The following is a 23,050-nucleotide window of genomic DNA, read 5'->3' as shown; positions in this document are numbered from 1 at the left end:
GAAGAAGGGCTCGAACACTTTCGCCAGCACGCTGCCGCTCATGCCCACGCCATCATCAGTCACGATGACGCTGACATGAGCGCCGCTGAGGCTGGCCGTCAGCACGACGCGCCCGCGGTCCCGGCCCTCGAAGCCATGAACCACCGCGTTCTGGACCAGGTTGGTGACGACCTGCCCGAAGGGCCCGGGAAAGGTGTCGCACTCGATCCCCTCCGGGATCTGGTTTTCCAGCACCCACGGGGCCCCCTTGTAGCCCGCGCGCAAGGCGGCCAGGATGTCTTCCACGCAGCCGCGCAGATCGAAGCTGCGGCGACGTTCGGAGGTCTGGTCGATGGACACCTGCTTGAAACTGGCAATCAACGAGCACGCACGCTGCAGCGAACTGTCGATCAACTGCCCCATCTCCAGCGCCCCCTTCTGCCAACCCACCAGGTCCGACTTCTTCAGCCCCGGCGTGGCCAGCAGCCTGGCGAAATCGTTCAGGTGCTCGCTGAGCGTCGAGGACACGATCAGCGCGTTGGAGATCGGCGTGTTCAGCTCGTGCGAGACACCGGCCACCATCGCGCCCAGCGCCGCCAGTTTCTCCGCTTCGATCATGTCGTCCTGCGTCTGCCGCAGACGGTTGAGCGTCTCGATCAGATCGTCGGTCATGCGCTTTTCCATCCGCAGGTAGGCCACCTTGCGATGGAAGAACAGCGACGTCAGCCCAATGAACTTGATATCGAACTTGTCGAACACCGGCCCGTGCGTGCAAGTAAAGAACAGCGCCTCCAGGCGGTCGCGCCCCCACTGCGGCACGACGTACAGCCGCGTGATCTCCGGGTTGCGGAACAGCGCCGGGAGCGTGTCCTGCAAGGCGGCCAGTTCCTCGACATCGAGCATCACCGCCTTGCCTTCGTTCCAGACGTCCCGCTCGAAGCTGCTCAGCTCGATGGCACCACCCGGGGTGGCCACGCCCTCGGACTGCAGCCCGTCGATGGCAAAGGCCTCCGCACCGTCTTCCTGTGCATTGGCGCCGATCGCCTCCAGGCTCAGGTAACGCCAGGCAAAGACATCGGTCACGTACTTGAAGCGGGCCACCATCACCTTGGCGACCTGGCTGATCGTGCCGGGCGCGATCATCTCGCTGGCCAGCGCCAGGAAGGCTTCGTAGCGGGCCTGTTGGGACCGCTCCTCCTCGTTCAGGATCAGCACCTGGCGGCTCCCCGGCCGGTCCTGCCCTCCCCGACTGCTGCGACCCGGCAATTCATCGAACGAATCTCCTCCCGTCGCCACGCGCCCGGAGCGCCTCACGCGGTCCGGTGCGCGATCGAGGTTACTCAAGCCCGTCGAACCCGTCAATGAGCTTGCTAACGCCCAGGCCAGACGCATAGCGCCGATCGATGCAGCTCGGCTCGCCGCGAGGTCCGGCACCCGGCTTGCCACCAGAAGAACGAAGGAAACGAGGAACAACGGCCAGCCCATCATGAAAAGACCCACCCTCCCGCTACTGCTGCTGCAACTGCTCGCGCTCACCGTCGGCCTGGCCGGCGCTGGCGCCTGCATCGCCGCCGACGGTCCCGAGACCGGCTATCCCGGCTTCGGCCCGCACCCCGTGCTCCCGAAGCCGGACCGCCAGTTGCTGCCCACCGTCAAGGTCGCCAAGGCCGTCGGTTGGCCCGAGGGCGGGAAGCCGCGCGCCAGCGGCGGGCTGACGGTGACCGCCTTCGCCACCGGGCTGGATCACCCCCGCTGGCTCTATCGCCTGCCCAACGGCGACGTGCTGGTGGCCGAGACCAACGCGCCCGAGCGGCCCGACGATGGCAAGGGCCCGAAGGCCTGGTTCCAGCGTCAGTTCATGAAATCCGCCGGCGCCGGGACGCCCAGCGCCAACCGCATCACCCTGCTGCGCGACACCGACGGCGACGGCATCGCCGACCAGCGCAGCGTCTTCGCCGAGAACCTGAACTCCCCATTCGGCATGGCCCTGGTGGGCGACAGCTTCTACGTGGCCAACACCGATGCGATCGTCCGTTATGCCTACCGGCCCGGCCAGGTGAAACTAAACGACGGCCCGCCGACCCGCGTCGCCGACTTGCCGGCCGGCACGATCAACCACCACTGGACCAAGAGCCTGGTGGCCAGCGCCGACGGGAAGAAGCTCTACGCCGGCATCGGCTCCAACAGCAACGTGGCCGAGAACGGCATCGAGGCCGAGGAGCGCCGCGCCGCCATCCTGGAGATCGACATCGCCACCGGCGCCAGCCGCATCTATGCCTCGGGCCTGCGCAATCCGGTCGGCCTGGCCTGGGAGCCGGGCGGCGGCGCCAGGCTGTGGGTCAGCGTCAACGAGCGCGACGAACTCGGCGACAACCTGGTGCCCGACTACATGACCTCGGTGCGCTACGGCGGCTTCTACGGCTGGCCCTGGAGCTACTACGGCAGCCATGTGGACAAGCGCGTCAAGCCCCGCCGCAGCGACATGGTGGCCAAGGCCCTGGTGCCCGACTACGCACTCGGCCCGCACACCGCCTCGCTGGGCCTGGCCGCGGCCGACGGCAACAGCCTGGGCCCGGGCTTCGCCCATGGCATGTTCGTCGGCCAGCACGGCTCCTGGAACCGCAGCAAGCCCAACGGCTACCGCGTGCTCTTCATCCCCTTCGACGGGCCGCAGCCGCGCGGCGAGCCGATCGAGGTCCTCGGCGGCTTCCTCGACGACAACGGCCAGGCCCAGGGCCGGCCGGTCGGCGTCGCGCTGGCCAAGGACGGCGCCCTGCTGGTGGCCGACGACGTGGGCAACACGATCTGGCGCGTGTCGCTGAATCCTTGAGCTGAACCGTCACAAAATGCGGGCCTGATCCGTCTTTCAGGCCATGGACGACACCACCCAGGCAACCGCCGACTTCAACCGCCTGCGCCCCCGGCTGCAGGGCATCGCCTACCGCATGCTCGGCTCGCGCGCCGAAGCCGAGGACGTGGTGCAGGACGCCTGGCTGCGCTGGCACGGCAGCGAGCGCGGCGCGATCGCCAGCACCGAGGCCTGGCTGGTCGCCGTGACCACCCGCCTGGCCATCGACCGCCTGCGCAGCGCCCAGGTCCAGCGGGAACACTACGTCGGCACCTGGCTGCCCGAGCCGCTGCTGGGCGACGACATCATGCCGCTCTCGCCCTCGCCCGAGCAGATGCTCGAGCGCTCCGACGATGTCTCCATCGCCTTCCTCGCCCTGCTGGAGCGGTTGTCGCCGGAGGCCCGCGCCGCCTACCTGCTGCGCGAGGTCTTCGATGCCGACTACGACGAGGTGGCCGAGGCGCTGGGCAAGAGCGAGGCGGCCTGCCGCCAGCTGGTAAGCCGCGCCAAGACCCAGCTGCGCGACGAACGGCCGCGCCATGTCGTCCCGCGCGAGGCCCAGCTGCGCCTGCTGCGCGGTTTTGCGGATGCCGCCACGCGGGGCGACTTCGCCAGCCTCAAGCAGATGCTGGCGGCCGATGCCCGCTTCATCGGCGACGGCGGCGGCGTGGTGCCCAGCTTCGGCGTGCCGCTGGAGGGCGCCCAGCGCATCGCCCAGCTCTTCCTGGCGGTGCAGCTGCGCCACCGCGAGGGCGTGCAGTACGAGGTGGTGGTGCTGAACGGCCAGTGGGGCCTGCTGCGCTTCATCGACGGGGCGCTGGAATCGGCCCAGACCTTGCTGACCGACGGCGATCGCATCCTGCGCATCCACTCGCAGCGCAACCCGGCCAAGCTGGCGCACATCGCCGCGGCGCTGGGCCGCGAGCTGCTGAATGTTGTCGTCACAAAGCCGGGACCTGTCTCGTCTTGAAGGTGTGGACCCGGCCGATGGTCGGCCGGGCACGACAACATCACAGCAAGGAACCGAGACCATGAGCCAGCCCACCCACGAAGCCCGCCTGCCCTGGATCACCATCGCCCCCAAGCCCTACCAGCAGCTCGCCGGCCTCAGCGCCCTGCTCGGCCGCTCCAGCCTCGGCATGCCGCTGATCGAGCTGATCCAGTTGCGCATCTCGCAGATCAACGGCTGCGCCTTCTGCGTGGACATGCACGCCCGCGAGTTGCGCAAGGGCGGCGAGACCTGGCAGCGGATCAACAGCGTCGTCACCTGGCGCGAGGTGACCCTGTACAGCGCCCGCGAGCGTGCCGCACTGGACTGGGCCGAGCTGCTGACCCGCCTGCCCGACGGTCATGCCGGCCAGGACGCCAGCTTCGAGGCGCTGAAGCTGCAGTTCAGTGACCAGGAGATCGTCGAGCTCAACTGGGCCATCGCCGCAATCAACGCCTGGAACCGCATGGCTGTCGGCATGCGCGCGCCGGTGGTGGAGCAGGCGATCGAGTGACCCCGTGGACGGGCCGCCATTGCGGCCCGCCAAGACCCTGCCCGCGGTGTGACGCTAAGCTTGTCGTCGAGAGAGAAAGAAAAAGCGTGAGCGATCCCACCATGAGCAAGAAGACCATTGAAGAACTGGCGAGCTGCCGCCTGACCACCGGGCACGGCGACTTCCGCCTCTACGGGTTCAAGGAACCCGAGACCGGCCTCGAGCACGCGGCCCTGTGCCTGGGCGATGTCGGCGACGGCGCCCCGGTGCTGGTGCGCCTGCATTCGGAATGCCTCACCGGCGACGCCTTCGGCAGTTGCCACTGCGACTGCGGGCCGCAGCTGCGCGGCGGGCTGGAAGCCATTGCCGAGGAGGGCCGTGGCGCGCTGCTCTACCTGCGCCAGGAGGGCCGCGGCATCGGCCTGCTGAACAAGATCCGCGCGTACGCGCTGCAGGAACAGGGCGCCGACACGCTCGATGCCAATCGCCTGCTCGGCCTGCCCGAGGACGCCCGCGACTACGCCTTCGCCGCCGCCATGCTCAAGCAGCTGGGCATCACCGCCATCCAGCTGATGACCAACAACCCGAAGAAGATGGAAGGCCTGGAGGGCCACGGCATCCGGATCGTCGGCCGGGTGCCGCTGCAGGTCGGCCGCAACCGGCGCAACGGCGCCTACCTGGACACCAAGGCCCACCGGATGGGCCACCTGTTCGACTTCGCTCAGCGGGAAACCCCGGGCGACGACTGACCAAGCAGCTCGGCCGGTCTTGAAACGTCACGACCCGCCCCTATAATTTGCCTGCTAGCACTCAACACCCTTGAGTGCTAATATTCGAAAAGCCCTGCTCGACAGGGCTTTGAAATTCCTGGGTGCGCCGCCCTTTGCCGGGCAGCGCACCCGATCCGGCACCGAGAAATCTCTAGGAGATCCATCCATGAAACTGCGTCCCCTGCACGACCGCGTGATCGTCAAGCGTCTGGAAAACGAAACCAAGACTGCCTCGGGCATCGTCATCCCCGACGCCGCCGCCGAGAAGCCGGACCAGGGCGAAGTCCTGGCCGTCGGCCCGGGCAAGCGCAATGACAAGGGCGAGTTCATCACCCTGAACGTGGCCGTCGGTGACCGCGTGCTGTTCGGCAAGTACTCGGGCCAGACCGTCAAGGTCGACGGCGAAGAGCTGCTGGTCATGAAGGAAGACGACCTGTTCGCAGTCGTCGCCAAGTAAGCACAGACACCCAAGAATTCGGAGAAACAAGACATGGCAGCAAAAGACGTGATCTTCGGCGGCGAAGCCCGCGCACGCATGGTCGAAGGCGTGAACATCCTGGCCAACGCGGTCAAGGTGACCCTGGGCCCGAAGGGCCGCAACGTGGTGCTGGAGCGCTCGTTCGGCGCCCCCACGGTGACCAAGGACGGCGTGTCCGTCGCCAAGGAAATCGAGCTGAAGGACAAGCTCCAGAACATGGGCGCCCAGATGGTCAAGGAAGTCGCTTCCAAGACCAGCGACAACGCCGGTGACGGCACCACCACCGCCACGGTCCTGGCCCAGGCCATCGTCCGCGAAGGCATGAAGTACGTGGCCGCCGGCATGAACCCGATGGACCTGAAGCGCGGCATCGACAAGGCGGTCACCGCCCTGGTCGCCCAGCTGAAGGCTGCCTCGAAGGCCACCACGACCTCCAAGGAAATCGCCCAGGTCGGCACCATCTCGGCCAACAGCGACGACGACGTCGGCCAGATCATCGCCAACGCGATGGACAAGGTCGGCAAGGAAGGCGTCATCACCGTCGAAGACGGCAAGAGCCTGAACAACGAGCTGGACGTCGTCGAAGGCATGCAGTTCGACCGCGGCTACCTGTCGCCCTACTTCATCAACACGCCGGAAAAGCAAGTCGCCCTGCTGGACAACCCGTTTGTCCTGCTGTACGACAAGAAGGTCTCGAACATCCGTGACCTGCTGCCGACGCTGGAAGCCGTCGCCAAGGCCGGCCGTCCGCTGCTGATCATTGCCGAAGACGTGGACGGCGAAGCGCTGGCCACCCTGGTGGTGAACACCATCCGCGGCATCCTGAAGGTCGTCGCCGTCAAGGCTCCGGGCTTCGGCGACCGCCGCAAGGCCATGCTGGAAGACATCGCCATCCTGACCGGCGGCAAGGTCATCGCCGAAGAAGTCGGCCTGACGCTGGAGAAGGTCACGCTGGCCGACCTGGGCCAGGCCAAGCGCGTCGAAGTGGGCAAGGAAAACACCACCATCATCGACGGCGCCGGCGCCGCTGGCGACATCGAAGCCCGCGTCAAGCAAGTGCGCATCCAGATCGAGGAAGCCACCAGCGACTACGACCGCGAGAAGCTGCAAGAGCGCGTGGCCAAGCTGGCCGGCGGTGTTGCCGTGATCAAGGTCGGCGCTGCCACCGAAGTCGAGATGAAGGAAAAGAAGGCCCGCGTTGAAGACGCGCTGCACGCCACCCGTGCCGCCGTCGAGGAAGGCATCGTCGCCGGCGGCGGCGTGGCCCTGCTGCGCGCCAAGCAAGCTGCTGGTTCGATCAAGGGCGACAACGCCGACCAGGACGCCGGCATCAAGCTGGTCCTGAAGGCCATCGAAGCCCCGCTGCGCGAGATCGTCGGCAACGCCGGTGGCGAAGCCTCCGTCGTCGTCAACGCCGTGCTGGCCGGTTCGGGCAACTACGGCTTCAACGCCGCCAACGACACCTACGGCGACATGATCGAGATGGGCATCCTGGACCCGACGAAGGTCACGCGCACTGCCCTGCAGAACGCCGCTTCGGTCGCTTCGCTGATGCTGACGACCGAGTGCATGGTCGCCGAAGCCCCGAAGGATGACGCCCCGGCCGGCATGCCTGGCGGCATGGGCGGCATGGGTGGCATGGGCGACATGGGCATGTAATTGCCTCGCGCCTGAGCCTCCTGCTCAGACTGGAAAGGGCCGCTGCGAAGCGGCCCTTTTTTCGTTTGGAAACGCCGCTGAAATGACCCGTTACCCCCTCTGACACGCGGCCCGCAGATAAGGGGGACTGTTCCACTCTCCCAAGGGCTTTCGGTCAGGGCGCCAGATTCATAATCCCGAAATGCTCGCCGCCCCGTCCCGAACTTCCCTGCTCGATGAAGCGCTGACCCAGGTGCCGGCGCTGAGCCGCCATCTGGTCGAAGCCATCCACGACGAACTGTCCTCGCGGCCGCAGTACTTCGCCGCCATGGCCGACTGGCGCCGCCTGCGCCCGCGCTTCGCCGGCGACTTCGAAGGCGCCCTGATCCCGCTGCTGCAGGCCGGCCGCCGCGGCGAGGATCCGCTGGCCCAGGCGCCGCGCGGCGCCGGTTCGCTGGACGACGGCCTGAGCCTGGTGGACGAGCGGCAGGCGCTGCAGGACGTGGCGCTTGCCCATGTCGTGCAGACGATCGAGCAGCACAACCTCACCGAGCTGCACCAGCTGACCAATCTCTTCGCCGCGCTGCGCGGCACGGCCAAGGCGCGGCAGAACGACAACCCGCTGCGGCCCGCGCTGTTCGCGCAGGCGATGTTCCAGTCGCTCTACGGCGTCGAGCTGGACGCCCAGCAGCGCTACGCGCTGATGCATGCGGCCGCCACGCCGATGGCCCGCTCGCTGCACCGCCTCTATGCCGACCTGTGCGCGCAGTTGAAGGCGGCCGACCTGAGCCAGATGGTGGCCAGCCATGCCGCCCATGCCCAGGACGCCGACGCCCACCAACGCCTGAGCAAGGCCCGGCTCGCCGCGCCCGCCAGCGCCCCGGCCACCTTCGACGGCCTCGCCCGTCGCGTGCAGGAGCGCAATTCCCGCCCCGGCGCGCTGACCTCGCTGCTGGACGGCCGCGCCGGCCCGGACATGCTGAACCGGCTCTACGACCAGATCCTCGCCGACCCGCGCCTGCTGCCGCCGATGAAGGCCTTGCTGTCGCGGCTGCAGGTGGCGGTGGTGCGCCTGTCGCGCGGCGACAAGAACCTGCTGCGCCACCAGGACCATCCGGCCTGGCTGCTGCTGGACCGCGTGGCCGCCTACGGCATGGGCTTCGACCGCGGGGACGACCCGCGCCTGCAGGCCTTCCTCGGCTTCATGGACGAGGAAGCCCAGTTGCTGATCGACAGCCCGATGAGCAGCGCACTGCTGTTCGAGCAGGTGCTCAAGCGGGTGGACCGTTTCCTGGCGGACCAGGGCCAGCACGACGGCGGTGCCCATACGCTGGAGGTGCTCGAGCGCGAGCAGCACCGGCCGCAATGGCTGGCCCTGGTGCGCGAGCAGGTCGAGGAGCAGATTGACGGCGCGCCGCTGGGCCCGAAGCTGCACGATTTCCTGGTGCAGTCCTGGCCCGAGGTGATCGTGCACTCGATGATGGAAGGCGGCCAGGATTCGCCGCAGGCCGCCGCGCAGATGGACCTGATCGACCGGCTGCTGGCCAGCCTGCAGGTGCCGACCGGCGAACTCGCGCGCATGCGGCTGCGCGAGAGCCTGCCGGGCCTGATCCAGGACCTGGAGAACGGCTGCGACTCGATCAAGCTGTTCGAGAGCCAGCGCAAGGAGCCGCTGCAGGAGCTGATGCGCCTGCATGCGAGGCTGCTCGCCGGGCAGCCGGCGATCGCGGTCGGCCCTGCGCCGTCGGCACCCGCCATGCCGGCCGCCGCGCCCGCGGCGGCCGCCAGCCCGCATGAGCAGGTGCGCCGCCTGCTGGACGAGCGCAAGTCCGAGCTGTCCGAGCACTGGGCCCATGCCGACGTGGACCGTGGCCAGCTGCCGACCGTGCCCGTGGGCCTGTACGAATCGGAGTTCGCCGCCAAGGCGGTCAAGTCCTGGTTCGACGGCCTGACCGTGGGCAGCTGGTTCCACATGTTCGTGCAGAGCGAGTGGCTGACGGCGCAGGTCGCCTGGGTCAGCGAATCGAAGCAGTTCTTCCTCTTCATCGGCCAGGATCCGGACCAGCGCCAGTCGATGACCCGCGGCGCGCTGGAGCAGCTGCTGGCCAACGGGCTGATCACCGCGCTGGCCGAGCACGGCGTCGTGCAGCGCGCGCTGGACACGCTGATGTCCGAGCTGGCAGACACGCCCGGCGATGCGGGCTGAGGCGGGGCGCCGCTTCCGCCGGCTGGTGATCGCGGCGCTGCTGGCGCCGTGCCTGGCATCGGCCGCCGACGGCAGCAGCACCAGCGCCCAGCCCAGGCTCGGCCTGGTGCTCTCCGGCGGCGGCGCCCGCGGCCTGGCCCACGTCGGCGTGCTCAAGGTGATGGAGCGCGAGCACATCCCGGTGGACCTGATCGCCGGCACCTCGATGGGCGCGATCATCGGCGGGCTCTATGCCAGCGGCATGTCCGCCCGGGATCTCGAGCGCGAGCTGCTGCTGATCTCCTGGGACAACATCTTCGCCGCCCGCGTGGCGCGGCAGGAGCTGTCGCAGCGCCGCAAGGAAGAAGACTTCGAGTTCTCGGCCGTGCTGGAGCTGGGCATGCGCAACGGCGAGATCCGCGCGCCGCAGGGCACCGTGTCCAGCCGCGGCCTGGAGATCCTGCTGCGCCGGCTGACGCTGCCGGTGCGCAGCATCGACCGCTTCGACGCGCTGGCCACGCCCTTCCGCGCGGTGGCCACCAATATGGAGACCGGGGGTCAGGTCGTGCTCGCCGACGGCGACCTCGCGCTGGCGATGCGTTCCAGCATGAGCGTGCCCGGTGTCTTCGCGCCCACCGAGACTCATGATCAGATCCTCGGCGACGGCGGCCTGGTCAACAACCTGCCGATCGACGTGGCCCGCCGCATGGGCGCCACCCGCGTGATCGCGGTCAACGTCGGCACGCCGCTGGCCGGCCGCGAGACGCTGAACTCGGTACTGGGCCTGACGTCCCAGATGATCAGCATCCTGACCGAGCAGAACGTGCAGCGCAGCATCGCCTCGCTGGACGAGCGCGACCTGCTGATCACCCCGGCGCTCGACAAGCTGACCTCCGGCGACTTCGCCAAGACCCGGGAGATGATCGCCGCCGGCGAGGCGGCCGCCGAGGCCATGCTGCCCCAGCTGCGCGCCTTCGCCGTGCCGCCGCTGGCCTATGCCGACTGGCAGCTGCAGCGCACGCGCCAGGCGGCCGGCTCGCCGCGGCTGGCCGCCATCGCCTTCGAGGGCAGCGAGATCACGCACCCGGAGCGCATCCGCGACCAGCTGGAAAGCAAGCCGGGCCAGCCCTTCGACACCGCCCGCGCCGAGCGCGATGCACGCCTGCTCGCTTCCTCGGGCGACTACGAGCGGGTGGACTACCACGTGGAGCCCACGCCGCAGGGCGACACCCTGGTCTTCGCGATGGAAGACAAGACCTGGGGCCCGAACTACTTCCGCGTCGGCCTGGACCTGTCCACCGACTTCGCCGGCGACAGCGCCTTCAACCTGCGCGTCTCGCACAACCGCCACTGGCTGACCGACTCCGGCACCGAGTGGCGCAACCAGGTCACCATCGGCCAGACGCCGCGCCTGTACAGCGAGATCTACCAGCCGCTGGGCTTCAAGCTGGGCCCGTCCAACGACTGGTTCGTCTCCGCCTGGGGCGACCTGGAGCGCCGCAACATCGACCTCTACGACGCCAGCAGCGGCGACCAGCTCGCGCGGCTGGGCCGCAAGTCGCTGACGCTGGGCGCCGACATCGGCCAGCCCTGGGGGCGCCTGGGCGAGGTGCGGCTGGGCCTGGTGCATCAGGAGTGGCGCATCAACCCGACCTTCATCGTGAGCACGCTGGCGGACACCACCGGCGTCTTCCACCAGCGCTGGCAGGAAACGGGCATCCGCCTGCGCGTCGTGATCGACCAGCTGGACTACGCCAACTTCCCGCAGAGCGGCTACCGCATCGAGTTCGAGGCCACCGACGGCCAGCAGAACGGCGGCGCCACCGTGCGCCACGCCAGCTTCAACCGCACCGAGCTGCAGGCCACCCAGGTGAGCACCTGGGGCGCCAACACGCTCAACCTGCATGGCCGCGCGCTGGTCGCGCGCCAGCCCGACGATTCCGCCCAGGGGCCCTACTCGCTGGGCGGCTTCCAGCAGCTCTCGGGCTACAAGCCGGGCCAGCTGACCGGCAACGCGCTGGCCTTCGCCCGCGCCACCTACTACCGGCGCATGTTCCCGATCCCGGTGCTCTCGCGCGGCTTCTTCGTCGGCGGCTCGCTGGAAACCGGCAACACCTGGAACACTCGGCGCGATGCCTCCACCCGCGACCTGCGCTGGGCCAGCAGCCTGTTCGTGGGGACCGACACCGGCATCGGCCCGCTGTACCTGGCGTTGGGCCGGGCGCAGAAGAGCGATACGGCGATCTACCTGTTCATCGGCAGGCCGTAGCGACAAGCTCCGCGATGAGCGCCGGCTGCTCGTGCACGATCCAGTGGGTCGCTTGCGGCACGCGATGCAGGGTCAGTTGCGGCACGAACTGCTCCAGGCCTTCGACCAGGCCCGGCGGCAGCGCGGTGTCGCCCTCGCCCCAGATCACCAGCGTCGGCACATCCTTCACGGTGACGAACTCGGGCGGGAAGTCCAGCGCCATCGCGCCGGGGTCGGTCTCGGTGGGCGGACGCATCGGCGAGGCGCGGTAGTAGTTCAGCGGGCCGGTCAAGCCCTGACCCCAGACCTCTCGGTAGCGCTGCTGCGTGGCCGCGTCGAGCCAGGGCGCACCGTTCATCGAGCGCAGGAAGGGCCAGAGCCGCGCGTAGTCGTCCTCGGCCAGCAGCTGCTCGGCATCGGGCCGGCAGAGGAAATTCATGTAGGCGCTGGCCTCGCGCTGCGCCTCGCTGGTCTTCAGCTCGCGCAGGAAGGTGCCCGGGTGCGGCGAGTTGACGATCACGAGACGCTCCATCAGCGCCGGCTTCTGCACCGCCAGGTTCCAGGCCACGGCGCCGCCCCAGTCATGGGCGACCAGGGCAGCTAACGGCTTACCCGGACTGACCGCGGCGGCCAGCGCGGCGATGTCCTGCATCAGGTGCTTGGCGCGATAGGCCTCGACCTCGGCCGGCGCGCTGGAGCGCTCGTAGCCGCGCAGATTGGGCGCCACGCAGCGCCAGCGGGTACCGAGATCGACGATCACCTCGTCCCAGACGAAGGCCGCCTCGGGGAAGCCGTGCAGCAGCACGATCACCGGCGCATCGGCCGGCCCGCAGGCGCGGCAGGACAGCGTGATGCCGTGCGGCAGCGCGAGGTCGAAGGTCTCGATGGGGTTCATCGGGCCAGCATAGGCCGGCCCGTGAGGCTCAGCCTGTCAATCGGGCGACAGCGGCGCCTCGGTGTCGGCCTCCGGCTCCGGCGGCAGATCGCCGACGGCGGGCACCACGACATGCGCATCCACCCACTCGCGCAGCAGCAGCGCCACGTCGCCGACGCCCTGCTTCTTCAGCGCCGAGAACAGCGTGATCGACACGTCCGAATGGTCGGTGCTCAGCCCGGCCAGGAATTCCTGGCAGCCGGCCAGCGCGGCGTTGGCTTCCTTGCGGTTGAGCTTGTCGGCCTTGGTCAGCACCACCAGCAGCTTGATCTCGCCGGTGGCCACGCGGGCGGCGACGAACTCCAGCAGTTGCTTGTCGAGGTCGGTCAGGCCCAGGCGCGAGTCCACCATCAGCACCACGCCGGAGAGCGAGCGGCGCACCTCCAGGTAGTCCGCCATCACCTTCTGCCAGCGCTGCTTGGCGCTCTTGTTCACCGCGGCATAGCCGTAGCCGGGCAGGTCGGCGAACAGCGCGTCGGGCGCGTCCTTCGGGCCCAGCGCGAACAGGTTGATGTGCTGGGTGCGGCCCGGCGTCTTCGAGGCGAAGGCCAGGCGCTTCTGCTGGGCCAGCGTGTTGATCGCGGTGGACTTGCCGGCGTTGGAGCGGCCGACGAAGGCGATCTCCGGCAACTCGTTGGCCGGCAGGTGGACCAGCTGGGCGGCCGTGGTCAGGAAACGGGCGGTGTGGGTCCAGCCCAAAGCCTGCTTCTCAGTGAAAACCTCATCAGGGTTCTCCTGGCTCATGGCGTCGTTTTCTTGCGGAGGTGGGGTCTTGGTGCTCATGAGCGTGGGAGGCAGGCGAATTTGCCATTGTAAGATTCACAGGTTGCGCCTAACGAACCCATCAATTCATGAAGACCGTTGCTCTCCTGTTGTCTGGTGTTGTGATCGCGTGTGCCGCGCTGTCTCCGGTCCGCGCCGCCGAAGAAGCTGCCAAGGCCAAGCCGGACCTGACCAAGGGAGCCGCCGTCGCCCAGGCCTGCGCCTCCTGCCACACCTCTGACGGTTCGCGCGGCGCCGCGGCCTACCCGATCCTGCAGGGCCAGCACGCCGACTACCTGGCCAAGCAGCTGCACGACTTCAAGTCCGGCAAGCGCAAGAACGCCGTGATGAGCGGCATGGCCGCCCCGCTGTCCGACGAGGACATCGCCAACGTCGCCGCCTTCTACGCCGCCAAGAGCGCCAAGCCCGGCTTCGGCAAGAACAAGGACCTGGCCAAGCTGGGCGAGCAGATCTACCGCGGCGGCATCGCCGATCGTTCGGTCCCGGCCTGCGCCGGCTGCCACCTGGCCAACGGCATCGGCATGCCCTCGCAGTATCCGCGCATCGGCAGCCAGCACGGCGACTACGTCCTCGCCCAGATGAACGCCTTCCGCTCCGGCGAGCGCACCAACAGCCCGCAGATGACCGGCGTGGCCGCGAAGATGAACGACAAGGAAATCAAGGCCGTGTCGGACTACATCGCCGGGCTCCGCTGAAACAAAGAGTTAGCTAAAAGAAGGCCGGTGTCATCACCGGCCTTTTTGCATTCCGTACGATCCCTTCATGTCCGACGAGTTGCTGTCCCCCCAAGCGCCTCCGCCCGCCAACAGCGCGGGCCGCGAGCTGATCGACCTGCTGTCCTCGATGCGCTTCGCGATCACGGTCTTCGTCGTGATCATCATTGCCTCGATCACCGGCACCGTCGTGCGCCAGCACGAGCCGCTGAACAACTACGTCAACCAGTTCGGGCCCTTCTGGTCCGAGCTGTTCGGCAAGGTCGGGCTCTACACGATCTACGGGGCCTGGTGGTTCCTGGTGCTGCTGGCCTTCCTGGTGGTCTCCACCACGCTGTGCATCGCACGCAATGCGCCCAAGATCGTCCACGACCTGAAGACCTACAAGGAGCATGTGCGCGAGCAGTCGCTGCAGGCCCATCACCACAAGGCGATCGGCTCGCTGCCGGTGTCGGGCGAGACGGCGCTGGGGCAGGTCTCGGCGGTGCTGGACCAACTGGGCTGGAAGGCCAAGGCCCAGGTGCGGCCCAACGGCACGATGGTCGCCGCGCGCCGCGGCATGGCCAACAAGATCGGCTACCTGAGCGCCCACTCGGCCATCGTGCTGATCTGCCTGGGCGGGCTCTCCGACGGCGACATCGTCGTCAAGGCGCTGATGAAGCTGCAGGGCAAGAGCGTGTACACCGGCGCGGGCCTGGTCAGCGAAGTGCCGGCCCAGAACCGGCTGTCGCCGTCCAACCCGAGCTTCCGCGGCACGCTGCCGGTGCCCGAGGGCGGCCGCGCGGCCACGGCCATCATCAACATGCCCGACGGCGTGGTCCTGCAGGACCTGCCCTTCGACGTGGAGCTGAAGAAGTTCATCGTCGAGTACTACCAGACCGGCATGCCCAAGCTCTTCGCCAGCGACATCGCGATCCGCGACCACGCCACCGGCAAGATCACCGAGCACACGGTCAAGGTCAATGCGCCGGTCATCCACGACGGCATCGCGATCTACCAGAGCAGCTTCGACGACGGCGGCTCCAAGCTCAAGCTGACCGCGCTGCCGCTGCGCAGCGCCCAGGCCAAGCCCTTCGCCATCGAGGGCGCGGTCGGCGGCGGCACGCTGCTGTCCAACGGCAATGGCGACGACAAGCTGACGCTGGAGTTCAGCGGTCTCAGGGTCATCAACGTGGAGAACCTGGCCGGCGGCAAGGATGAAAGCGCCAGCGGCGCCGACGTGCGCAAGGTGGACCTGGCCGACGCCCTGGGCAAGCACCTGGGCAGCGGCGCGAAATCCAACACGCCGAAGACGCTGCACAACGTCGGCCCGAGCTTCAGCTACCGGCTGCGCGACGCGGCCGGCCAGGCCCGCGAGTACAACAACTACATGGCGCCGGTGGAACTGGACGGCCAGCGCGTCTTCCTCGCCGGTGTGCGCGACGACCCCAACGAGTCCTTCCGCTACCTGCGCATCCCGGTCGACGAGGACATGGGCATGGACGGCTGGCTGCGCATGCGCCAGAACCTGGCCGACCCGGTCATGCGCGAAGGCGCCGCCCATCAGTACGCGGTGGCCGCCACGCCCGGCGACAAGCCGCAGATGACGCCGCAACTGGAAGCCACCGCCAAGCGGGCGCTGGCGCTGTTCGCGGGCGTCGAGGGCGTGAAGCCCGGCGAGGCCCTCCCTGCCGGCGGCTGGGGCGGCCTGCCGGCGCTGTCGCAGTTCATCGAGTCCGAGGTGCCGGCAGCCGAGCGGCAGCGCGTCTCCGAGGTGCTGCTGCGCATCCTCAACGGCAGCCTGTACGAGCTCTACAAGCTCGGCCGCGAGCGGGCCAACCTGGCGCCGCCGGCCGGCAACGAGGCCACGCAGGCCTTCATGACGCAGGCCGTGCTCTCGCTGTCGGACAGCATGTACTACCCCGCGCCGGTGCTGCTGCGGCTGGACGACTTCACGCAGATCCAGCAGAGCGTGTTCCAGGTGACCCGCGCGCCGGGGCAAAAGCTGGTCTACCTCGGTGCTATCTTCCTGATCATCGGCGTGTTCGCGATGCTCTACGTCAAGGAGCGCCGCGTGTGGATCTGGCTGGAGCCGACCTCGCCCGACAATACCCGCGTCCGCATGGCCCTCTCGAGCACCCGCGATTCGCCGGACACCGGCCTCGTCTTCGAGCAGCTGAAGGCGGCCCTGCAGTTGAAGGAATGATGAGATGAACACCACCACGATCACCCTGCCCCGCCGGCACGCGCTGCACAGCCGCAGCACCGGCGACTGGCTGTTCGCCGCCCTGGTCATCGCCGGCGGCATCGCTGCCTTCGCGCTCTATGCCGCCTCGATGGACGTCTACGAGAAGGGCATCCTCGCCTGCGCGATGCCGGCGCTGGTGGCGCTGGGCTGGTTCTGGCGGCCGACGCGGCTGCTCACCGTGCTGGTCGCCGTGGCCAGCCTGCTGGCGATCCGCCTCTACGGCCAGCACACCGACGGCTTCGGCGCCGACCTGGCCGCCGCCGACAAGGTCTTCTGGCTCAAGTACATGCTGTCCAGCCAGAGCGCGATCATGTGGATGGCGGTGCTGTTCTACATGAGCACGCTGTTCTACTGGGGCGGCATGTTCACCCGGGGTGGCGCCAACAGCACGGCCGAGATCATCGGCTCCAAGCTCGCCTGGGGCGCCGTCTTCATGGCGCTGACCGGCACGATGGTGCGCTGGTTCGAGAGCCACCAGATCGGCCCGGACATCGGCCACATCCCGGTCAGCAACCTCTACGAGGTCTTCGTGCTGTTCGCCTGGATGACGGCGCTGTTCTACCTCTACTACGAAGACCGCTTCAAGACCCGCGCGCTGGGCGCCTACGTGCTGCTGGTCATCTCGGCGGCCGTCAGCTTCCTGCTCTGGTACACGCTGGCCCGCGACGCGCAGGAGATCCAGCCGCTGGTGCCCGCGCTGCAGAGCTGGTGGATGAAGATCCACGTGCCGGCCAATTTCGTCGGCTACGGCTCCTTCTCGCTGTCGGCGATGGTGGCCTTCGCCTACCTGCTGAAGACATCGCCCACGCCCTCGCTGGTCAAGGGCCTGGTGGGCGTGCCGGCCGGCATCGTGCTGGCGATCCTGGCGGTGCGCTTCGGTGCCGACCTGACCCCGGACGTCGCCACGGGCCTGCAGAGCTGGGCGAGCAAGCTGGCGGGCCTGGTGGTCTTCTTCGCGCTGGCCGTGGCCCTGCGCAAGCCGCTGACCGCCCGCCTGCCCGCGCTGGAGCAGTTGGACGACGTGATGTACAAGTCCATCGCCCTGGGCTTCGCCTTCTTCACGATCGCGACGATCCTGGGCGCCTTCTGGGCCGCCGAAGCCTGGGGCGGCTACTGGAGCTGGGACCCGAAGGAAACCTGGGCGCTGATCGTCTGGCTCAACTACGCGGCCTGGCTGCACATGCGGCTGATGAAGGGCCTGCGCGGCGCCGCCGCGGCCTGGTGGGCGCTGGTGGGCCTGGTGGTGACGACCTTCGCCTTCCTGGGCGTCAACATGTTCCTGTCGGGCCTGCACTCGTACGGCACGCTGTGAACATGTGCCCCTCGCCCAGTCGTGCCGCGCTGAACGCGGGCACGCCTGGTCGGTCCCCCGAGGGGACGACGACGCCAGCGGCATCGAGCCGCTGGCGCCGCCAGAGGGCCGGCTTGGGGCGGCCCGGCGCTCGGCCCGGAATACCGGCCGCTGTGGAGCGTCGTCGAGGGGCTTTAAAAACCTTAACGACGAGTTTCAGCGGTAGCCCGTAAGCTTCGCGGCGCCCGTGCGACTCACGGGCATCTTCCTTGCCACGAGCGAATGACCATGCACCGCGATCCCCTCATCGTCCCCTCCGAGATCACGCCGCGAGAGCTCTACCAGAGCCGTCGCGACTGGCTGAAGCTCGCCGCCGCCGGCGCGGCCTTCGCCGCCACCGGCGATCTCGCCTTCGCCCAGAGCGGCAAGCTCGCCAAGCTGCCCGGCGCCAAGAGCGCGGTGGCCGGTGCGCTGACGATGGAAAAGCCCACGTCCTACCAGGACGCCACCACCTACAACAACTTCTACGAGTTCGGCACCGACAAGGCCGATCCCGCCCAGCACGCGCAGACGCTGCGCCCACGCCCCTGGACCGTCTCCATCGAGGGCGAGTGCAACAAGCCGCAGACGCTGGATCTCGACGCGCTGCTCAAGCTCAGCCCCATGGAAGAGCGCATCTACCGGCTGCGTTGCGTCGAAGGCTGGTCGATGGTGATTCCCTGGGTCGGCTATTCGCTGTCTGAAGTGCTCAAGCGCGCCGAGCCGAATTCGCGCGCCAAGTTCGTCGAGTTCACGAGCCTGGCCGACCCGAAGCAGATGCCCGGCGTGCGCTCCGGCGTGCTGGACTGGCCCTATGTGGAGGGCCTGCGCATCGACGAGGCCATGCATCCGCTGGCGCTGCTGGCCTTCGGCATGTATGGCGAGGTGCTGCCCAACCAGAACGGCGCGCCGCTGCGCATGGTGCTGCCCTGGAAGTACGGCTTCAAGTCGGCGAAATCCATCGTCAAGATCCGCTTCGTCGAGAAGCAGCCCACGAGCAGCTGGACCAAGGCCGCGCAGCAGGAATACGGCTTCTACTCCAACGTCAACCCGCTGGTCGACCACCCGCGCTGGAGCCAGGCCACCGAGCGCCGCATCGGCGAAGGCGGCGGCGGCCTGTCGGGCCTGTTCGCCAAGCGCCGCCCCACCCTGATGTTCAACGGCTACGAAGCCCAGGTCGCCTCGCTCTATGCGGGCATGGACCTGAAGAAGAACTTCTGAGCGCGATGTCCCGCCCGTTCCTGCTGCACTGGAGTGCGAAGGCGCTCCTGTTCATCCTGTGCTGCCTGCCGCTGGCCTGGATCGTCTTCAGGCTGGCCACGCAGCCGCTGCCCAACCCGGCCGAGTACGTGATCCGCGCCCTGGGCGACTGGACGCTGCGCGGCCTGTGCATCACGCTGGCCGTGACGCCGCTGCGCACGATCCTGAAGAAGCCGGCGCTGGCGCGCTTTCGCCGCATGCTGGGCGTGTTCACCTTCTTCTACGGCAGCCTGCACCTGCTGGCCTATGCCTGGCTGGACAAGAGCCTGGACGTGGCCGAGATCACCCGCGACATCGCCAAGCGCCCCTTCATCCTGATGGGCTTCAGCGCCTGGCTGCTGATGGCGCCGCTGGCCGCCACCAGCTTCAACCGCGCGATCAAGGCGCTGGGCGCGAAGCGCTGGCAGGCGCTGCACAAGGCCGTCTACGCGGTGATCGTGATCGGCCTGCTGCACTTCATCTGGCTGCGCGCCGGCAAGCACAATTTCGTGGAGCCGGCGGTGTACGGCGTGATCATCGCGGTGCTGCTGGGCTGGCGCGCCTGGCAGGCGGCGCGCCGCTGAACAGGCGGGGCAGGCGATAATTGCGGGTTTCCACGCGATCCCGCGCCGAGCCGCGGCCGCCCGCCCATGCCCCCTTCGACCCCTTTCGACACCGCGATCCTCGGCGGCGGCCCGGCCGGCTGCTCGGCCGCCAGCTGGCTGGCCCAGCTGGGCCATCGGGTGCTGATGGTCGAACGCCAGCCGCGCCTGTGCGCGAGCCTCGAGCCGCTGCGCTTCGCCCAGGGCTGGCTGCTGGGCGAGCCCGCGCAGGCGCTGTCAGCGCTGGGACAGCGTTATGCCGACCACATCACCGCCCAGCCCGGGATCGATGCGCGCACCGGCTGCAGCGCCGCCAGCCTGGACTGGCACCAGGGCATCTGGCAGTTGCGCCTCGACGAGGGCGAGACCGTGCAGGCCCGCAGCCTGCTGGTCGCCACCGGCCTGCGGCCCCGCCATCCGGCCCCCTTCTTCCCAGCCGGGACGCACGGGCGCGTGCTCGACGCGATCACGCTGACCGCCCGCCGCGACACCCTGCCGCCCGGCCGGATCCTGCTGCTCGGCGGCGGCGACAACGCCGTGGAGAATGCGCTGCACCTGCGCGCCCGCGGCCACCAGGTGACCATCTGGTCGCGCTCCGAATGGATCGGCCAGGCGCAGTTCATCCGCGCGATGGAACAGGATGCCGCCATCGCCCGCCGCCCCGCCACCGCCCTGCCGCGCGGCGTGGAGGCGACGGCCGAGGGCGTGCAGGTCGAGTCACCGCAGTTCGGCATCGAGCACTTCGACCATCTGGCCGTGCTGCTCGGCTACGAGCCCGAGCCCTCGGCCTGGGAGCTGGCGGCCGGCGAACGTCGCTTCGTCGAGGACGAGGCCCGCGGCCTCTTCCTGGCCGGTGACGCCAGCCAGCGCCACCATCCCTGCGTCCAGACGGCGCTGGGTGACGGCGCCGACGCGGCCAAGCGCATCCAGGCCTTCCTGGCCACGGGCCCGCGCCATGCGCCCGAGCTGCGCAACGAGCAGCAGGTGATCCACATCAGCGGCCTGCGCTTCGGCGCCAAGCTGGGCATCCTCGACTTCGAGCGCGAGGGCCCGCAGCCGATCCAGGTCGACGCCGCGATCAACCTCGGCCCGCAGGCCCTGGTCTCGCGCGACTCCGACATCGGCCATGTGCTGGACTACCGCCGCATCCGCCAGATCATCATCGACGAGTGCACGGCCGAGCACACCGACCTGCTGGAGGCGCTCGTGGCCAAGCTCGGCAAGCGGCTGATGAAGCTGCCCGGTGTGATCGGCGTGCGCGTCAAGGTGCACAAGCTTGAAATCTTCCCCGACTGCGAAGTCGCGATCAGCGCCGAAGTGGGCGCATGGTGAGAACGAACCCATGAATACCGAAACCTTGCTAACCCCCGAACTCGACGCAGGCGCCGCCGCCGAAGCCAAGGCCGCGCAGAAGAAGGCCGAGCTGGAGATCAACAAGCTCAGCAAGCGCCTGCACCGCCAGGTGGGCCAGGCCATCACCGACTTCAACATGATCGAGGACGGCGACAAGGTCATGGTGTGCCTGTCCGGCGGCAAGGACAGCTACACGATGCTGGACATCCTGACCAACCTGCAGCAGCGGGCGCCGATCAAGTTCAGCATCGTCGCGGTCAACCTCGACCAGAAGCAGCCCGGCTTCCCCGAGGAGGTGCTGCCGGCCTACCTCAAGTCACGCGGCGTTGACTTCCACATCGAGAACCAGGACACCTACAGCATCGTCAAGAAGCTGGTGCCCGAGGGCAAGACCACCTGCAGCCTGTGCTCGCGCCTGCGCCGCGGCATCCTCTATCGCGTGGCCGGCGAACTCGGCGCCACCAAGATCGCGCTGGGCCACCATCGCGACGACATCGTCACCACGCTGTTCCTGAACATGTTCTTCGGCAGCCGCATGAAGGGCATGCCGCCCAAGCTGGTCAGCGACGACGGGAAGAACGTCGTCATCCGCCCGCTGGCCTATGTGCGCGAGCCGGACATCGTCCGCTGGGCGCAGCACCGCGAGTTCCCGATCATCCCGTGCAACCTCTGCGGCAGCCAGGAGAACCTGCAGCGCGTGCAGGTCAAGGCCATGCTCAACGACTGGGACCGCCGCTTCCCCGGCCGCATCGAGAACATGTTCACCGCGATGGGAAACATCGTCACCTCGCACATGATGGACCGCGATCTCTTCCCCTTCACGACGATCAAGGCCACCGGCGCGCCGGTCGAGGGTGGCGACATCGCCTTCGACGAGGAAGAGGCCTGCCACACGCCTTCTTCAGGTCCGGTCATACGCCTACACCCGAACGAGTGATCCGGGGCACGCCAACTCAGGTAGCAGCAACAAAGCAGCGCCACAATGGGCCACCGGGCACTCACGCCAGGAGGTCCATCATGCAAACGCGCCGCACATTCACCCTCGCAGTCCTCGCTGCTGCTGCCGCCGCCTCGCTGGCGGCCTGCAGCGGCCCCTACACCCTCTCCGCGGACGTCAAGAGCTTCGGCACCTGGCCGAGCGACCGCGCGCCGCTGAGCTACGCCTTCGAACGCCTGCCCTCGCAGAAGGACTCGCAGCGCCAGAGCGAGCTGGAAGACAGCGCCCGCGGCGCGCTGGAGCGCGTCGGCTTCAAGCCGGCGGCGGACGCCAAGACCGCCGACGTGCTGGTCACCCTCGGCGCCCGGCTGTCCGCGGTCGAGTACGCGCCCTGGGACGACCCGCTGTGGTGGCGCTGGCATGCCGGCGTCGGCTGGCGCACCGGCGGCCCGTGGCGCGGCGGCGGCTTCCGCGCCGGCTTCGGCTGGTCGCCCTGGGGCCCGTCCTCGCTGGACCGGCGCTACGACCGCGAGGTGGCCGTGCTGATCCGCGACCGCGCCAGCAGCGAGCCCATCTACGAGGCCCACGCCAGCTACGAGAGCATCTCGCCGGGCGACGGCGCCACGCTGGTGGCGCTGTTCCAGGCGGCGATGGGCGACTTCCCCAAAGCCAATCCGGACTTGCATCGCGTTACCGTCCAGGCCGAACGCTGACACACGTCACGCCGAATCTCGACGTTATGCTCCGGCGAGGTCCACTTGCCGGAGCATCCCGATGAAGCGTCACCTCCTCTCCGCGATCCTGCTGCTGTCGATCGCAGCCACGGCCGGCGCCGCCGAAACCAGCGTGACCCTGCGCGCCGTCGACGCCCAGGGCGAAGGCGCCGCGCTCGGTACCGTGCGCATCGTCGAGACACCCTACGGCCTGGCCTTCTACCCCGCCCTCACGGGCCTGGCATCCGGCCTGCACGGCTTCCACGTCCACGAGAACCCCAGCTGCGCAACGGGCGAGGCCAATGGCCAGCCGGTGCCGGCAGGCAAGGCCGGCGGCCATCTTGACCCGGCCGGCACCAAGCAGCACGGCGAGCCCTGGGGCAGCGGCCATCTGGGCGATCTGCCGGCGCTGTACGTGGCGGCCGATGGCAGCGCTTCCAATCCGGTGCTGGCGCCGCGGCTGAAGACGCTGGCCGATGTGTCGCGTCGCTCGCTGATGGTCCACGTCGGCGGCGACAACCACGCCGACCACCCGCAGCCGCTGGGCGGCGGCGGGCCGCGCTTCGCCTGCGGCGTGATCGGCGGCTAACTG

Annotated in this window: 20 protein-coding genes and 1 pseudogene; 18 read left to right on the top strand and 3 right to left on the bottom strand. The window is 68.7% G+C overall.

The features are described 5' to 3' along the window. Window positions 1-1,467: sensor histidine kinase (locus B0W88_RS16835; RefSeq protein ID WP_198937855.1), on the bottom strand; the 1,467-nt coding region annotated here is incomplete at its 3' end. Between B0W88_RS16835 and B0W88_RS16830 the strand changes: the two genes are divergently transcribed. From B0W88_RS16830 to B0W88_RS16795, 8 genes are all read left to right on the top strand, one after another. Beyond that, on the top strand, window positions 1,466-2,809 hold the full coding sequence (locus tag B0W88_RS16830; RefSeq protein WP_077035803.1) for a sorbosone dehydrogenase family protein: 1,344 nt from the start codon (window positions 1,466-1,468) through the stop codon (window positions 2,807-2,809). The genes B0W88_RS16835 and B0W88_RS16830 overlap by 2 nt on opposite strands. 43 nt (window positions 2,810-2,852) lie before the next feature. Further along, entirely contained in the window at window positions 2,853-3,797 is a 945-nt protein-coding gene (locus tag B0W88_RS16825; protein WP_077035802.1) for an RNA polymerase sigma-70 factor, read from the top strand. 61 nt (window positions 3,798-3,858) lie between these two features. After that, on the top strand, window positions 3,859-4,329 hold the full coding sequence (locus tag B0W88_RS16820; RefSeq protein WP_077035801.1) for a carboxymuconolactone decarboxylase family protein: 471 nt from the start codon (window positions 3,859-3,861) through the stop codon (window positions 4,327-4,329). 101 nt (window positions 4,330-4,430) lie between these two features. Beyond that, window positions 4,431-5,057: a GTP cyclohydrolase II gene (ribA, locus tag B0W88_RS16815; protein WP_077035800.1), complete on the top strand. Its 627-nt coding sequence runs from the start codon at window positions 4,431-4,433 to the stop codon at window positions 5,055-5,057. A gap of 187 nt (window positions 5,058-5,244) precedes the next feature. After that, window positions 5,245-5,535 (top strand): co-chaperone GroES, encoded by a 291-nt coding sequence (locus tag B0W88_RS16810; RefSeq protein ID WP_077035799.1) that lies wholly within the window; start codon window positions 5,245-5,247, stop codon window positions 5,533-5,535. A 33-nt stretch (window positions 5,536-5,568) separates the two neighbouring features. Continuing rightward, the gene (gene groL / locus B0W88_RS16805) at window positions 5,569-7,215 is read left to right on the top strand and encodes a chaperonin GroEL (RefSeq protein ID WP_077035798.1); all 1,647 of its coding nucleotides are present in this window, start codon (window positions 5,569-5,571) and stop codon (window positions 7,213-7,215) included. Between the two features lie 181 nt (window positions 7,216-7,396). Next, window positions 7,397-9,400, top strand: coding sequence for a DUF1631 family protein (locus B0W88_RS16800; protein ID WP_077035797.1), 2,004 nt, complete (start codon window positions 7,397-7,399; stop codon window positions 9,398-9,400). Beyond that, window positions 9,390-11,648, top strand: a complete 2,259-nt coding sequence (locus B0W88_RS16795) for a patatin-like phospholipase family protein (protein WP_077035796.1) — start codon at window positions 9,390-9,392, stop codon at window positions 11,646-11,648. Before B0W88_RS16800 ends, B0W88_RS16795 begins: the two co-directional genes overlap by 11 nt. Here B0W88_RS16795 and B0W88_RS16790 read toward each other — a convergent pair. Together B0W88_RS16790 and yihA are read right to left on the bottom strand one after the other, a co-directional pair. Beyond that, entirely contained in the window at window positions 11,632-12,522 is an 891-nt protein-coding gene (locus B0W88_RS16790) for an alpha/beta fold hydrolase (protein ID WP_077035795.1), read from the bottom strand. The two genes, B0W88_RS16795 and B0W88_RS16790, sit on opposite strands and share 17 nt — an antisense overlap. 36 nt (window positions 12,523-12,558) lie before the next feature. After that, on the bottom strand, window positions 12,559-13,305 hold the full coding sequence (gene yihA / locus B0W88_RS16785) for a ribosome biogenesis GTP-binding protein YihA/YsxC (protein WP_077035794.1): 747 nt from the start codon (window positions 13,303-13,305) through the stop codon (window positions 12,559-12,561). A gap of 107 nt (window positions 13,306-13,412) precedes the next feature. Here yihA and B0W88_RS16780 point away from each other — a divergent pair, with 107 nt between their 5' ends. The 10 genes and pseudogenes from B0W88_RS16780 (at window position 13,413) to sodC (ending at window position 23,047) form a co-directional block, all read left to right on the top strand. Then, window positions 13,413-14,039, top strand: a complete 627-nt coding sequence (locus B0W88_RS16780) for a cytochrome c (RefSeq protein ID WP_077035793.1) — start codon at window positions 13,413-13,415, stop codon at window positions 14,037-14,039. A gap of 67 nt (window positions 14,040-14,106) precedes the next feature. After that, window positions 14,107-16,242 (top strand): cytochrome c biogenesis protein ResB, encoded by a 2,136-nt coding sequence (locus tag B0W88_RS16775; RefSeq protein WP_077035792.1) that lies wholly within the window; start codon window positions 14,107-14,109, stop codon window positions 16,240-16,242. A 4-nt stretch (window positions 16,243-16,246) separates the two neighbouring features. Further along, window positions 16,247-17,596 (top strand): c-type cytochrome biogenesis protein CcsB, encoded by a 1,350-nt coding sequence (ccsB, locus tag B0W88_RS16770; protein ID WP_077035791.1) that lies wholly within the window; start codon window positions 16,247-16,249, stop codon window positions 17,594-17,596. 267 nt (window positions 17,597-17,863) lie between these two features. Then, window positions 17,864-18,835 (top strand): protein-methionine-sulfoxide reductase catalytic subunit MsrP, encoded by a 972-nt coding sequence (gene msrP, locus B0W88_RS16765; protein ID WP_233151738.1) that lies wholly within the window; start codon window positions 17,864-17,866, stop codon window positions 18,833-18,835. Between the two features lie 5 nt (window positions 18,836-18,840). After that, window positions 18,841-19,437 (top strand): sulfite oxidase heme-binding subunit YedZ, encoded by a 597-nt coding sequence (locus B0W88_RS16760; RefSeq protein ID WP_077035789.1) that lies wholly within the window; start codon window positions 18,841-18,843, stop codon window positions 19,435-19,437. 66 nt (window positions 19,438-19,503) lie between these two features. Then, window positions 19,504-20,343 (top strand): annotated as a pseudogene (locus tag B0W88_RS34795) (FAD-dependent oxidoreductase); the annotation flags it as partial. Window positions 20,344-20,421: 78 nt separating this feature from the next. Further along, the gene (locus tag B0W88_RS34790) at window positions 20,422-20,787 is read left to right on the top strand and encodes a dihydroneopterin aldolase (protein WP_077035804.1); all 366 of its coding nucleotides are present in this window, start codon (window positions 20,422-20,424) and stop codon (window positions 20,785-20,787) included. A gap of 10 nt (window positions 20,788-20,797) precedes the next feature. Next, window positions 20,798-21,745, top strand: a complete 948-nt coding sequence (gene ttcA / locus B0W88_RS16745) for a tRNA 2-thiocytidine(32) synthetase TtcA (RefSeq protein WP_077035788.1) — start codon at window positions 20,798-20,800, stop codon at window positions 21,743-21,745. Between the two features lie 80 nt (window positions 21,746-21,825). Further along, on the top strand, window positions 21,826-22,458 hold the full coding sequence (locus B0W88_RS16740; protein ID WP_077035787.1) for a DUF4136 domain-containing protein: 633 nt from the start codon (window positions 21,826-21,828) through the stop codon (window positions 22,456-22,458). A gap of 61 nt (window positions 22,459-22,519) precedes the next feature. Next, window positions 22,520-23,047 (top strand): superoxide dismutase family protein, encoded by a 528-nt coding sequence (gene sodC / locus B0W88_RS16735; RefSeq protein WP_077035786.1) that lies wholly within the window; start codon window positions 22,520-22,522, stop codon window positions 23,045-23,047. The last annotated feature ends 3 nt before the right edge of the window (window positions 23,048-23,050 follow it).

It is taken from the genome of Pelomonas sp. KK5 (assembly GCF_001984095.1).
In the GTDB taxonomy this organism is placed as follows: Bacteria; Pseudomonadota; Gammaproteobacteria; order Burkholderiales; family Burkholderiaceae_C; genus KK5.
The sequence above is the reverse complement of the archived record's forward strand: the minus strand, read 5'-3'. Positions and strand labels throughout refer to the sequence as shown.

Coding starts and splice junctions, on each gene's coding strand:
- B0W88_RS16775 (WP_077035792.1), top strand. CDS start 14,107: ATGTCCGACGAGTTGCTGTCCCCCCAAGCGCCTCCGCCCGCCAACAGC.
- B0W88_RS16760 (WP_077035789.1), top strand. CDS start 18,841: ATGTCCCGCCCGTTCCTGCTGCACTGGAGTGCGAAGGCGCTCCTGTTC.
- B0W88_RS16780 (WP_077035793.1), top strand. CDS start 13,413: ATGAAGACCGTTGCTCTCCTGTTGTCTGGTGTTGTGATCGCGTGTGCC.
- B0W88_RS16830 (WP_077035803.1), top strand. CDS start 1,466: ATGAAAAGACCCACCCTCCCGCTACTGCTGCTGCAACTGCTCGCGCTC.
- ribA (WP_077035800.1), top strand. CDS start 4,431: ATGAGCAAGAAGACCATTGAAGAACTGGCGAGCTGCCGCCTGACCACC.
- B0W88_RS16800 (WP_077035797.1), top strand. CDS start 7,397: ATGCTCGCCGCCCCGTCCCGAACTTCCCTGCTCGATGAAGCGCTGACC.
- ttcA (WP_077035788.1), top strand. CDS start 20,798: ATGAATACCGAAACCTTGCTAACCCCCGAACTCGACGCAGGCGCCGCC.
- B0W88_RS16820 (WP_077035801.1), top strand. CDS start 3,859: ATGAGCCAGCCCACCCACGAAGCCCGCCTGCCCTGGATCACCATCGCC.
- ccsB (WP_077035791.1), top strand. CDS start 16,247: ATGAACACCACCACGATCACCCTGCCCCGCCGGCACGCGCTGCACAGC.
- B0W88_RS16790 (WP_077035795.1), bottom strand. CDS start 12,522: ATGAACCCCATCGAGACCTTCGACCTCGCGCTGCCGCACGGCATCACG.
- B0W88_RS16825 (WP_077035802.1), top strand. CDS start 2,853: ATGGACGACACCACCCAGGCAACCGCCGACTTCAACCGCCTGCGCCCC.
- msrP (WP_233151738.1), top strand. CDS start 17,864: ATGCACCGCGATCCCCTCATCGTCCCCTCCGAGATCACGCCGCGAGAG.
- B0W88_RS16795 (WP_077035796.1), top strand. CDS start 9,390: ATGCGGGCTGAGGCGGGGCGCCGCTTCCGCCGGCTGGTGATCGCGGCG.
- B0W88_RS16740 (WP_077035787.1), top strand. CDS start 21,826: ATGCAAACGCGCCGCACATTCACCCTCGCAGTCCTCGCTGCTGCTGCC.
- yihA (WP_077035794.1), bottom strand. CDS start 13,305: ATGAGCCAGGAGAACCCTGATGAGGTTTTCACTGAGAAGCAGGCTTTG.
- groL (WP_077035798.1), top strand. CDS start 5,569: ATGGCAGCAAAAGACGTGATCTTCGGCGGCGAAGCCCGCGCACGCATG.
- B0W88_RS16810 (WP_077035799.1), top strand. CDS start 5,245: ATGAAACTGCGTCCCCTGCACGACCGCGTGATCGTCAAGCGTCTGGAA.
- sodC (WP_077035786.1), top strand. CDS start 22,520: ATGAAGCGTCACCTCCTCTCCGCGATCCTGCTGCTGTCGATCGCAGCC.